Below are 12190 nucleotides of genomic sequence, written 5' to 3' on the forward strand. Positions count from 1 at the left end.
GGCCACCCTACCCGGACGAAGGGCTCAGGCGGCGGGTTTGACGGTGATGAGCCGATTCAGCGCCGCGTCGTAGGACGGGTCGAGCCAGTAGCCGGAGTGCCACCGCGTCTCGGGCAGCGGCTCCCCCTGCGCGGGCCGGAGCGGATCCCAGCAGAAGTGATCGACCGCGTGCCGCTGCCCACCGGCGAGCGGATCGACGCGGCGGAAGGCGGGCCCGCCGATGGGGTCGCTCAGCCGGTAGAGGTTGCACCAGGCCACCCGCTCCCGCACGGCGTCCAGGCCGGCGTCGCCGAAGTAGGCGGGGAAGAACGGCGTGTACAGGCGGCGCAGCGGCGAGCCGTGGGTGAGCAGCCGGACGCGCGCCCGCTGCGCCGGGTCGAGCTGCAGCACCAGGGCGGCGGCGATGACGCTGCCCTGGCTGTGCCCGGACAGCACGACCTGGTCGCCGGCGGCGGGGGCGAGCCGGCCGACGCGGGTCATCAGCTCGGGGACGACCCGCTCGGTGTAGCAGGGCGGCGAGAGCGGGTGGATGGCGCGCGGCCAGAACGTGCAGATGTCCCAGAGGATCCCGACCGTCCTGCGCAGCCTGGTGTCGCGGTACGTCCGCCGCCCGACGAGCACCAGCGCCACGACGGCGGCCACCATGGCCCAGCTCCCGACGGAGGCCAGCAGCCCGGCGAGCCCGCCGCCGGGCGTGAACAGGCCCAGCAGGTAGATCCCCGTCACCGCGGCGGACCCGGCGACCCCGATGCCGGTGAGCACGCCCAGCACGAGGCCCGCGCGGTCGGTGAGCGCGGCCAGCGCCCACTGGCGGGCGACCACGCGGGCGTCGTCGCGTTCCAGGTAGTACGGCTTCAGCTCGGGGGCCAGGCGGCGGGCGCCGGCCCGGCGGATCAGCCACAGCACGACGGCCACCGCGACGAGCCCGGCCAGCAGCAGCGGCACCAGCGCCGCCGTCCACCAGACGGGCTCGTCGAGGTAGAGTTTCCCGCCGACGGGGCCGGGGTCGGCGGGGTGCGCGGCGACGCCGAAGAACGAGGCGGTCCAGAAGAGCACGCCGAGCGCCATCACGTTCGCACTGCCCGCCGCCACCATCAGCACCACCCACGCGGCCATCCCCCCGAGCGCCCGCCGCTCCTGCCCGCGCTCCATCCGCGCCAGCGCGGCCGTGCCCGTGAGAATGACGATTCCGAGTGCGACGGTGACGGTGTACTGGAACGCTCCAATGCCAACGCCGGGCAGCCACCACGCCCGCGTCCCCGCCACCTCGGCGGGCAGGCCCATGAACGCCGCCCCCACGGTGGCCAGGAACGCCACCGGCGCCCCCACCCGCAGCACATGGCAGGCGGCCGTCAGCCAGGCGGGCGCCCGCTCCCCCGTGTGCGGATCCAGCCGCCGCGCGATCGACGGCAGCGCGGCCAGCACGGCGGCGGCGAGCATCACGCCCGCGTTGGCCACGGTCAGCGCGAGCCCGGCGGCGGTGCCGGCGAAGGGCGCCGACACCGCCACGGCGATGGAGGCGATCGAGAAGGCCACGTGCACGACCCGCAGCCGCCACACGGGCGCGGCCCCGTGCCACAGCCTCGGCCGGGCCAGCAGCACCCCGTCGTGCGCGGCGACCCGCGGCGGCACGGTGCGCTCGTCCCGCAGCCAGGTGCGCCGCGCGATCCACCACAGCAGCACCACGACCAGCAGCGGGACCAGCGCGGTGACGGCCAGCCGTTTGGACGGCTCGTCGCCCCACAGGACGCCCGGCCAGCGCACCCACGCCGGCGCGGTGTCGTAGGTGCAGGCCCGCCCGGCGGCCGTGCACTGCCAGCCGACGAGATCGACGGCGGCGCGGGTGACGGCGCCGACGAGCGTGCCGGTGAGCAGCAGCCCGAACAGCCGCTGCGCCGCCTCGGTGAGGTGCCGCAGCCGCACGCCGCGCGCGGGCCTGGGCAGCATGAAGTAGGACAGGTTCGCCAGTGAGAACGGCAGCAGGAGCAGCCACAGCGCGATCGCCCGGCCGCCGGAGGTGAGGTTGCCCCACGCGTACGCCTCCCGGTGCCGCACGCCCGGCACGTCGGGATGGTCGCCGGACGGCTGGCCGCTCTCCTGCCATCGCCGGTAGAACCCGGTGGTGCCGTCGCCGGCCACGAGCCGTGGGTGCGGGTGGCCGAGCGTGCCGGCCGGGGGTGTGCCGGAGACGCCGTGGACGCGTAGCTCCGTCACACCCCCGCAGGTCTCGTCCAGGAATCCGTCCATGTGAACAGCATCCTGTGCGAACCATGATTACGCAAAGTGATTGTTCGGTTACTCAAGCGAGAGCCGATGGTGCGTATGTCGGGAGGGAACTCAGGCCTTCGTCGCGCCGGCCGTCAGGCCGGTGATCAGATGCCTCTGGACCAGCAGGAACACCACGCCCGCCGGGATGGCGATGAGCACCGCCGAGGCCGTCATCAGCCCCCAGTCGGACCAGTGCTGGCCGACGAACTGCTGCAGCCCCACCCCCAGCGTGCGCTTGTCCTCCTGCGACATGAACACCGTGGCGTACCCGACCTCGCCCCAGGCGGTCATGAAGCAGTAGAACGCGGTCACCGCGATGCCGGGCCGCGACAGCGGCAGCACCACCCGCCAGAACGTGCCGAACGGCGTCAGCCCGTCGACCATCCCGGCCTGGTCGATCTCGATCGGCACGGTGTCGAAGTAGCTCTTCATCATCCAGGCGCAGAACGGCACCGCGATCGTCATGTACGCGATCACCAGGCCGGGGATCTGGTTCAGCAGCCCGAGCCCGGCCATCAGGTTGTACAGCGGCACGATGAGGATGGCCACCGGGAACATCTGGGTGATCAGCAGCAGCCACATCACCGACCGGTGCCCGGGGAAGCGGAAACGGCTCACCGCGTACCCGGTGGTGGCCGCCAGGAACACGCCGATCACCATCGTCAGCCCCGCGACCAGCACACTGTTGAGCAGCCACCGCGGGAACTCGGTCCCGGTCAGCACCCGGCCGTAGTTGGCCAGCGACGATTCGTCGAAGAACCGCAGCTCGGCCGAGAGCCAGCTGTCGCGCGGCTTGAGCGAGGTCAGCACCAGCCACACGACCGGGAACAGGGAGACGGCCACGGCCAGCAACAGCCCTGCGTGCAGGCCGATGGAGGCCAGCGGGCCGCGCTCTCCGCGCTTGCGGGTGCTCACCACGGATCTCCTTGGTTGCGCAGGGTACGGCGGTACCCGACGGCCAGCACGACCAGCATGATCAGGATGATCACACCCCAGGCCGCCGATCCCGAGTAGTTGCGGATCCCGGTGAACGCCTCGCGGAAGGCGTAGGTGACCAGGATCTCCGTCTCGCTGCCCGGCCCGCCCCGGGTGACCAGGAAGATGATCGGGAACATGTTGAACGTCCAGATCGTGCCCAGCAGCACGACCGTGGTCGACACCTGGCGCAGGCCTGGCATCGTGATCGCCCAGAACCGCTGCCAGGCGCTCGCCCCGTCCACCTCGGCCGCCTCGTACAGGTCGGCCGGGATCGACTGCAGGCCGCCGAGCAGCGCGACCATCATGAAGGGCACGCCGAGCCACACGTTCACGGCGATCACCGCGATCTTCGCCGTGGTCGGGTCGTCCAGCCAGCCGACGCCGCCCAGCCCGGCCATCTTGAGGAAGCCGTTGATCACGCCGTAGTCGCTGTTGTAGAGGTAGCGCCAGATGAAGGCGGCCACGAACGCCGGCACCGCCCACGGCAGGATCAGCAGCACGCGGTACACCGAGCGGAAGCGCAGGCGGCGGTTGAGCATCACGGCCAGGCCCAGCCCGATGCCGTAGTGCAGGGCGACGCACACCACCGTCCACACGATGGTCCACACCAGCTTGTCCCAGAAGACGCCGCTGGTCAGGATGCGCGCGTAGTTGTCCAGGCCGACGAACTCGTAGGTGGACGGGATGACGTTCACGCCGATGGTGCGGCCGATGTTGGCCTCGGTGGCGTCCGTCAGCGACAGGTAGACGCCGCGCGCCAGCGGCCAGCCGATCAGCACCAGCATGACGGCCAGCACCGGGGTGACCATCGCCCACGCGTACCAGTGGGCGCCGAACGAGCGCCGCCGTTCACGACGGTGGCCGCGGGCGGACTCGCCCGCGGCCGTCGCCTTTCCGGTGGAGACCGCCACCGGTCAGCTCCAGTCCTTCATGATCTCGCGGTAGTCCTCCTCGACCTGCTTGAGCATGTCGGCGGGCTGCAGCTTGCCGTTGACCAGGCCCTGGTAGCCCTCCAGCAGCGGCTGGAAGAGCTGGCCGCCCTCGGGGATCCAGGGGCGCGGCACCGCGGTGTCCATGATCGGCTTGAACACGGCCACGTCGGCGTTGCCCTGCACGTCCGGGTTCGCGTAGGCGGAGGTGCGGGTGGGCAGCAGGCTGATCTCCTTGGCGATCTTCGCCTGCGCCTCGGCGGTGGTCATGAAGCGGACGAACTCGTAGGCCGCCGGGATGTTCTTGGAACCGGCGTAGATGGCCAGGTTCCAGCCGCCCGTGGGGGCCGCCGCCTTGACCGAGCCGGCCGGGACGGGCGCGATGCCCAGGTTCTTCTTGTCCTGGAACTCCTTGCCCTGGTAGATCTCCGACAGCGCCCACGGCCCGTTGTAGATCATGGCGACCTTGCCCTCCTTGAGGGCGGTCATGGCGTTGGCGTAGCTGTCGGTGATGGCGGGCTTGGGCGCGGCGCCGGAGCTCATCAGATCGACGACGTTCTCCATGGCCTTCACGTTCGCCGGGGAGTTGACCACGATCTTCTTGTTGGTGACGTCGAGCAGGTCGCCGCCCTCGCCGTACATGAAGGGCAGCAGGAAGTAGGCGTCGACGTTGAGCGCCAGCCCTTCCGCGTCGGTCTTGGCCTTGACGTCGAGCGCGGTCTGCTTCAGCTCGGCGAGCGTCTTGGGCGCCTCCTCGTGGCCCGCCTCCTTCAGCAGCCGCTTGTTGTAGATCAGCGCGAGCGTGTCGGTGACCTGCGGCACGGCGTACGTCTTCTCGTTGTACTTCGTGCTGCTCAGCGGCCCTGGCAGGAAGTCCTCGGGCTTGTCCACCGCGCGGGTGCCGTCCAGCGGCTGCAGGTAGCCCAGCGACGCGAACTGCGACGTCCACGCCACCTCGGACCTGATCACGTCCGGCGCGCCGCTGCCGGCCTGCGCGGCCGTCTGGAACTGGTTCTGCGCCTGGTCCGAGGGCACGTTCACATAGTTGACCTTGACCTTCGGATACTTGGCCTGGAACTCCTTGATCAACGCCTGGAACGTCGGCCCCTCACTGTCGGGACGCGTCGTGTCCCACCACGTCACCTCACCGCTCACCTGGGACGGATCGGATACCTGGGTGGGCGGCGCGGCGGTCTCACCACCGCCGCCACAGGCGGAAACCATCAGGACGAGTGCCGCAACAGCCGCCGCGGACGGTAAGAGTCGTCGCATGTCCTGCTCCTCGCAGCTCGGTCGGAGGTCGGAGTAAGCCGGAGGTTACGCCGACGTGACGCTGATCTCTAGATGGCGGCGCAAGGATTCTGCAAGTTGTTACATGAGTCCTTCCTGGCTCGGATGCCCGGAATCTACGGCGTTTTGGCTGGTCAGAGCGGCCTGCCCGGAGGCCGCGACTCATTGTGAACCCTGGACCGCGCCACGTCAGCTACCGTGCGCGCCACGATGGGGTTTGCCTCATTTCAGTAATTTCCAGAAAGCGTTGCAAAGATCGGCTTCCTGCATTACCGCGGCCCGGACGGGAACCATCACGACTGGGGACTGCACGCGCAGGCAGGCGCCGCCGAGCCCACCGGATGGGCCTCGCCGCTGCCGCCGGCGCGTGCCGACGCATTCGGGGCCGTGTTCGAGGTGCCGCTCGCCGAGGGGGCGAAGAGCCTGAGTTACATCATTCACCAGGGCGACGACAAGGATCTGCCCGGCGACCAGTCGCTCGACGTGTCCACGCCGGGCCACGAGGTGTGGCGGCCGGCCGGGGCGGAGGACCTCCTGCTGCCGCGCCCCGCCGCCACGGCCGCCGACGCCGACCTGAGCAAGGCCAGGGCGCACTGGATCGACCGCGACACGGTGGCCTGGCGGGCCGACCCGTCGCTGCGGCACTTCCTGGCCTTCAGCCCGGCGGGCGACCTCGCCTACGACGGCGGCGACCTGACCGGCGACCTGCGGCTCATCCGGCTGGCGCCCGGCGCGCTGAGCGAGGAGCAGCGGCGCGGGTGGCCGCACCTGGCCGCGTACCAGGCGCTGAAGGTGGACCCGCGCGACGCCGGCCTCGTCCGGGAGGCGCTGCGCGGCCAGGTGGCGGCCGTCGAGCGGGACGCGGCGGGCACGCTGCTGGCCGCGACCGGCGTGCAGATCCCTGGTGTGCTGGACGACCTGTACGCGAAGGCCGCCACCGCCACGCTGGGGCCGTCCGGGCAGAGCGTTCCCAGGCTGGCGCTGTGGGCGCCGACCGCGCGGAAGGTCGAGCTGGCCCTGTACGGCTCCGGCGGCCGGACCGTGCACCGGATGCGGCGCGACGACGAGAGCGGCGTGTGGTCGGTGCGCGGGCTGCCGTCCTGGCTCGGCCGCGAGTACACGTACCTGGTCACCGTCTACTCCCCCGCGGCCGGCGCGGTCGTCACGAACGAGGTGACCGACCCCTACAGCCTGGACGTGACCGCCGACGGCGGGCGCAGCAGGCTCGTCAGCCTCGACGCCGCCGCGCACCGGCCGCCCGGCTGGGACCGGCTGGTCAAGCCCGCCGCCGTGCCGCAGGACAGGGCCGCCGTCTACGAGCTGCACGTGCGCGACTTCTCCGCCTCCGACGCCGGCGTCCCTGCCGCGCTGCGCGGCACGTACGCGGCCTTCCAGCACGACGGCGCCGGCCTGCGGGAGCTGCGGGCGCTGGCCGCCGACGGGCTGACGCACGTGCACCTGCTGCCCGCGTTCGACTTCGCCACGGTGCCCGAGCGGGCCGCCGACCGGACGGAGCCGTCCTGCGACCTGGCGGCGCTGCCGCCCGACTCCGAGCAGCAGCAGGAGTGCGTGGCGCGCACGGCCGCGAAGGACTCCTTCAACTGGGGGTACGACCCGCTGCACTACACGGTGCCCGAGGGCTCGTACGCGACCCGTCCCGACGAGCGGATCAAGGAGTTCCGCGGCATGGTCGCCGGCCTCAACCGGGCGGGGCTGCGGGTGGTCATGGACGTCGTCTACAACCACACCCACTCCACCGACGTGCTCGACCCGATCGTGCCCGGCTACTACCACCGGCTCCTCGACGACGGCGCCGTGGCCACCTCCACCTGCTGCGCCAACACCGCGCCCGAGCACCTGATGATGGGCAAGCTCGTGGTCGACTCGATCGTCACGTGGGCGAAGCAGTACAAGATCGACGGCTTCCGCTTCGACCTCATGGGCCACCACCCGAAGGCGAACCTGCTCGCCGTCCGCCGCGCACTCGACGAGCTGACCCCGGCCCGCGACGGCGTGGACGGCAAGTCGATCATCCTGTACGGCGAGGGCTGGAACTTCGGCGAGGTGGCCGACGGCGCCCGCTTCGAGCAGGCCACGCAGGCGAACCTGGCCGGCACCGGCATCGGCACGTTCACCGACCGGCTGCGTGACGCGGTGCGCGGCGGCAGCCCGTTCGACGCCGACCCGCGCGTGCAGGGCTTCGGCTCCGGGCTCGCCGGCGCGCCGAACGGCTCCCCCGCCAACGGCACGGCCGAGGAGCAGCGCGCCCGCCTGGCCCGCTACGCCGACCTGATCAGGGTCGGCCTGACCGGGAACCTGCGCGACTACGTGCTGCCGTCCGGCCAGAAGGGCTCGGAGATCGACTACAACGGCTCGCCCGCCGGGTACACGGCCGCGCCCGGCGAGGCGGTGACGTACGTGGACGCGCACGACAACGAGACGCTGTTCGACGCGCTGGCCTACAAGCTGCCGCAGGACACGCCGATGGCGGACCGGGTCCGCATGCAGGCGCTGTCGCTGGCCACCGCGGTGCTGGCGCAGGGGACGACGTTCGTGCACGCGGGCACCGAACGGCTGCGCTCGAAGTCGCTCGACCGCAACTCCTACGACTCGGGCGACTGGTTCAACCGGCTGCTGTGGGACTGCGCGCAGGGCAACGGCTTCGGCGCCGGCCTGCCGCCCCGGGCCGGCAACGAGCCCAAGTGGCCCTACGCCCGCCCGCTGCTCGCCGACCCGGCGCTGAAGCCGGGCTGCGCCGACATCCGCGCCGCCCGCTCCCGGTACGGCGAGCTGCTGCGGATCAGGGCGTCGTCACCGGCATTCGCGCTCGGGACGCTGGAGGAGGTGCAGCGGCGGCTGTCGTTCCCCGGCTCGGCGGAGGGCGTGATCGCCATGCACGTGGACACCGAGGGGCTCGACCCGCGCTGGAAGTCCGTCACCGTCGTCTTCAACGCGACCCCGTCACAGCACACGCAGGCGATGCCGTCGCTGGCGGGGCAGCGGGTGGCGCTGCACCCCGTTCAGGCGGGCTCGGACGACCCGGTCGTGCGCACCTCGTCCTTCGACCCGGCCACCGGCACGCTCACCGTCCCGGCCCGCACCGTCGCCGTCTTCGTAGGCGTGTGAGTGTGACGCGGGCGGGTAGAGGGAACGTTCATGAAGAACACCCCGCATCACTGGCATTGAGCCGCACTCCGGCGCAGACTGGATGAACGGCGCTGGAGCGACGGCGATCGCGTGGAGCAGTGGAGCACCCGTGGACAATCACCTTGATCACATGCCGGTTCTTTCCCGCGGCAGGCATCGCAACCCGAAGCGGGGCGCCTGCTTCATGGAGCTGGCCTCCTACCTGGCCGGAGAACGCTGGAGCGACCACCCGGCCTGCACCCACCCGCTGCTGGCCGCACTCGCCCGCCTGGTGAACGACAACACCAGCGACGAGAGCCGGGCCAAGCTCGTCCGGCTGGTGCCCTCCATCATCGGCCTGGCCAGCGACGACCTGCGCGTGGACGCGCACATCGCGCTCCGCTGCGCCACCACCGCCCTGCCGGTGGCGGCGGCCGAGCGCCAGCTCGCCCTCGCCGTGTCCGTCCTCGCCGCCGAGGAGATTCTCGCCCGGCTCGACGGCGCACCGTCGGGACGGCTCAGCGAGCGCAGCCGCCGCGCCATGGAAGAGGTGCCGCACGCGGCCGAGCAGGCCAGGCGCTTCAGCCGGGCCGCCCGGATCACCGAGAAGGGCTTCCGCCGGTACGCGGCGCCCAACGCGGTGCAGCTCGCGGTGGTGGGGATCGTGCAGGCGTGCATCTCCGACCCGGACGCGTTGCTGCGCGGGCTGCTGGAGGAGACCATCGAGGAGTGCTCGGCGCTGATCCGCGGCGGCCAGTCCGCCGAAGCGCCTGCCGTCGAGGCTCCCGTCCACGCCTGAGCCCGGTTCGTGGGTCGCTGCGGCGTCGTCGTGGCGGCGCCGCGGCGGGCTGTCACAGCAGGAGGTCGGCCGGGTCGAAGGAGGCGGGGACGGGGTCGGGCAGCGTCAGTCGCTCCCCGGCCGCGGCTCGACCGACCGGCTCGTAACCTTGGCGCCCCAGCCGTAGTGCTTCGACCTGCGGAGCGTCGGCTCCGTCAAGCTCGACTCTGATGAAGAGCTCGATGCCGGCCTCGGCGTATTTCAGTGGCTTGATCTCGTAGTCACGCCTTCTGCTGCTGGGCCCGGGGCTGACGATCTCGGCCACCGCGAGGACCTCCGCTGCAGGGAAGACGACCATGCGTGACATCACGAGTTGCCGCGGGAGCACTGCGACGTCGGGAATGAGGCCGTCCTCACCCACCATCACGTTGACTGTCTCCACCGCTACAAGGTCCGGCTTCAGCGCCCTGGCGAGAATCGATCGCAGGCCGCCGGCGCACAGAGCGTGCAACCCCATGGGCGCTGGGCTCACCTGGAAACTCCCGTCGATCAACTCGATGCGCTCCCGGGATTCGGGCAGCTTGAGCCAGTCATCGACGGTGTAACCGGAAACGCGACTGAGCGGGAACAACGCGGCTCGCGCGGGTGGCGGATGCGCTGCCAGCCACCCCTCGATCGGCAGAGCACTCATGTCCTCGCCACCTTTCATGAGCCGAGTCTCGCATGCCGCGTCCCGTCACGGCCATACGCGTTCACGCGATCACACCGAGTGACATGGCAACATTACCAGCGCTTGACTCACTTCGAACACCGAAAGAAAAGGATCGAACACTATCCGCAACCCTTCCCAGCTCAGGCAAGCCTTCCCTTCGTTGCGAACCCCTGTTCGGATATGCCAAATTTGAGAGGAGAGATCACATATGTGGAGGTTTTGATGACCATCGAGCTTGTCCGCCCCGAATCCCCCGAACACCACCACAGCCACCGCGACGTGACCGGCGGCTGGCTCCGCCCCGCCGTGTTCGGCGCGATGGACGGCTTGGTCTCCAACTTCGCGCTGATCGCCGGCGTCGTCGGCGCGGCAGGGGCAGGGCAGGGCGCGGTGCTGGCCGGTTTCGCGGGTTTGATCGCCGGTGCCTGCTCCATGGCCGCCGGCGAGTACACCTCCGTGAAGTCGCAGACCGAGTTGATGCGCGCGGAGATCGCCGTGGAGCGGCGGGAGCTGGCCCGCAACCCCGAGGGTGAGCGGGCCGAGCTGGCCGCGTTGTACCGGTCGCGGGGGCTGGACCCCGATCTGGCCGACCGGGTGGCCACCGGGCTGTCGGCCGACCCCGAGCAGGCGTTGCGGGTGCACGTGCGCGAGGAGCTGGGGGTGGACGTGGACGATCTGCCCTCCCCCTACGTGGCCGCCGCGTCGTCGTTCGGCGCGTTCTCGGCCGGGGCGCTGGTGCCGCTGGCGCCGTTCCTGTTCGGGGCGTCCGGGCTCCTGCTGGCGCTGGTGCTGAGCGTGGTGGCGCTGTTCGGGTTCGGCGCCGCCGTGGCGGTGATGACGGCCCGGCCGTGGTGGCTGGGCGGCTTGCGTCAGCTCGCGCTGGGCGTGGGGGCGGCCACCGTCACGTACGGGCTGGGCAACCTGCTGGGCGTCGCCGTGTCCTAGGGGCGGGTGGAGGTGGCGAGTTTGACGCCGAGGCCGATGAGGGCGGCGCCCGTCACGCCGTCCACGGCCCGCCGGACCGCGGGCCGGGCGAACACCTTGCGTAGGGTGCCCACGACGTTCGCCACCACCAGGAACCACGCGACGGTGCCCGCCAGCGCCACCCCCGACAGCGCCATCACCGACACTCCCGAGCCGAGGAACTGCGGCACGAGCGCCACGAAGAACAGCGCCGCCTTGGGGTTGAGCACGTTCGTCAGCAGGCCTTCGGTGAAGGCCGCCCAGGAGCCGCGCCCGCCCGGGTCGGGCACGTCGAGGTTGAGCGCGCCGCCGCCGCGCCAGGCGGCCCGCAGCGACCTGACGCCGAGGTAGAGCAGGTACGCGGCGCCCACCACCTTGACCACGGTGAACGCCACGGCAGAGGCGGCCAGCAGCGCCGCCACGCCGGTGGCCGCGGCCACCACCCAGGCGAACACGCCCACCGCGATGCCCGCCGCGGCCGCCATGCCGTGCGCGCGGCCCGAGACGGCCGAGCGGCGGACCACCACCGCGAAGTCGGGGCCGGGCGACATCGCGCCGAGCAGGACAACTCCGCCGAAAGCCGCGATCTGTGCCATAGAAGTCATGGCGTCCACCTTACGAGCACCCGTCCCTCCGGGATCAAGGCGGACCGCTCCCACGTCCAGGTCGGCACCGTGACCACCTCGGCGGCCCGGCTGAGCGGGATGGGCAGGTCGAGCAGGGCGGAGTGCGGGGTGAGGGGGAGGCCGCCGCGCGGGATGACGACGCTTTCGAGCGGCGTGCGCTGAGCCGGGCCGTCGGGCTCGTCGCGGTCGCTGCGGACCCAGGTGGCCTGGCCGGAGAAGGAGGTGAACGCCAGCGCGCCGTGCGGGGCGGCGCCGGAGTGGCGCAGCGTGCCGGCGGGCAGCCAGCCGTGCTGCCCCGGCAGGTACGTGATGCCCGACACGTGCAGCTCGCCCGACAGCACGACGAACTCCTCGCCGGCCAGGTAGTGGCCGCGTTCCGGCCGCACCCAGCCGGGCGGGAAGCGGACGAGCGTCGCCGAGCCGCCCAGCCTCGCCAGCCGCACCGGCAGGTTGGAGCCGGGGACCAGGAAGAGATCGCCGGGCAGCTCGGCGTCGTCGAGCAGGTCGATGAGCACGTGTC

The 12190-nt window shown here is 71.6% G+C and carries 10 protein-coding genes; 3 read left to right on the plus strand and 7 right to left on the minus strand.

The features are described from left to right. Positions 1-24: 24 nt before the first annotated feature. The 4 genes from FXF51_RS18985 to FXF51_RS19000 all read right to left on the minus strand — a co-directional run bounded on the left by FXF51_RS18985 (position 25) and on the right by FXF51_RS19000 (position 5447). Complete coding sequence (locus FXF51_RS18985; RefSeq protein WP_148435821.1) at positions 25-2247, minus strand: hypothetical protein; 2223 nt, start codon at positions 2245-2247, stop codon at positions 25-27. Between the two features lie 90 nt (positions 2248-2337). Continuing rightward, a complete protein-coding gene (locus FXF51_RS18990; protein ID WP_262379644.1) occupies positions 2338-3183 on the minus strand; it encodes a sugar ABC transporter permease in 846 nt (281 codons plus the stop codon). Further along, on the minus strand, positions 3180-4157 hold the full coding sequence (locus FXF51_RS18995; RefSeq protein ID WP_148435823.1) for a carbohydrate ABC transporter permease: 978 nt from the start codon (positions 4155-4157) through the stop codon (positions 3180-3182). The genes FXF51_RS18990 and FXF51_RS18995 overlap by 4 nt, the downstream gene beginning before the upstream one ends. Positions 4158-4160: 3 nt before the next feature. Next, positions 4161-5447, minus strand: a complete 1287-nt coding sequence (locus FXF51_RS19000; RefSeq protein WP_148435824.1) for an extracellular solute-binding protein — start codon at positions 5445-5447, stop codon at positions 4161-4163. Positions 5448-5729: 282 nt separating this feature from the next. Here FXF51_RS19000 and pulA point away from each other — a divergent pair, with 282 nt between their 5' ends. Together pulA and FXF51_RS19010 are read left to right on the plus strand one after the other, a co-directional pair. Next, positions 5730-8591: a pullulanase-type alpha-1,6-glucosidase gene (pulA, locus tag FXF51_RS19005; RefSeq protein WP_262379676.1), complete on the plus strand. Its 2862-nt coding sequence runs from the start codon at positions 5730-5732 to the stop codon at positions 8589-8591. 151 nt (positions 8592-8742) lie between these two features. Continuing rightward, the gene (locus tag FXF51_RS19010) at positions 8743-9390 is read left to right on the plus strand and encodes a hypothetical protein (RefSeq protein WP_262379646.1); all 648 of its coding nucleotides are present in this window, start codon (positions 8743-8745) and stop codon (positions 9388-9390) included. A gap of 52 nt (positions 9391-9442) precedes the next feature. Here FXF51_RS19010 and FXF51_RS19015 read toward each other — a convergent pair whose 3' ends face one another. Next, positions 9443-10060 (minus strand): Uma2 family endonuclease, encoded by a 618-nt coding sequence (locus tag FXF51_RS19015; RefSeq protein ID WP_187414447.1) that lies wholly within the window; start codon positions 10058-10060, stop codon positions 9443-9445. Between the two features lie 243 nt (positions 10061-10303). On the opposite strand from FXF51_RS19015, the gene FXF51_RS19020 reads away from it, so the two are divergent. Next, positions 10304-11026 (plus strand): VIT1/CCC1 transporter family protein, encoded by a 723-nt coding sequence (locus tag FXF51_RS19020; RefSeq protein ID WP_148435827.1) that lies wholly within the window; start codon positions 10304-10306, stop codon positions 11024-11026. Here FXF51_RS19020 and FXF51_RS19025 read toward each other — a convergent pair. Next, positions 11023-11649 carry a LysE family translocator gene (locus tag FXF51_RS19025; RefSeq protein WP_148435828.1) on the minus strand — a complete coding sequence of 209 codons (627 nt, stop codon included), beginning with the start codon at positions 11647-11649 and terminating at the stop codon, positions 11023-11025. The genes FXF51_RS19020 and FXF51_RS19025 overlap by 4 nt on opposite strands. After that, positions 11646-12185, minus strand: a complete 540-nt coding sequence (locus FXF51_RS19030; RefSeq protein WP_148435829.1) for a hypothetical protein — start codon at positions 12183-12185, stop codon at positions 11646-11648. Before FXF51_RS19030 ends, FXF51_RS19025 begins: the two co-directional genes overlap by 4 nt. Positions 12186-12190: the final 5 nt, after the last annotated feature.

This window comes from Nonomuraea sp. PA05, assembly GCF_008086045.1.
In the GTDB taxonomy this organism is placed as follows: domain Bacteria; phylum Actinomycetota; class Actinomycetes; order Streptosporangiales; family Streptosporangiaceae; genus Nonomuraea; species Nonomuraea monospora.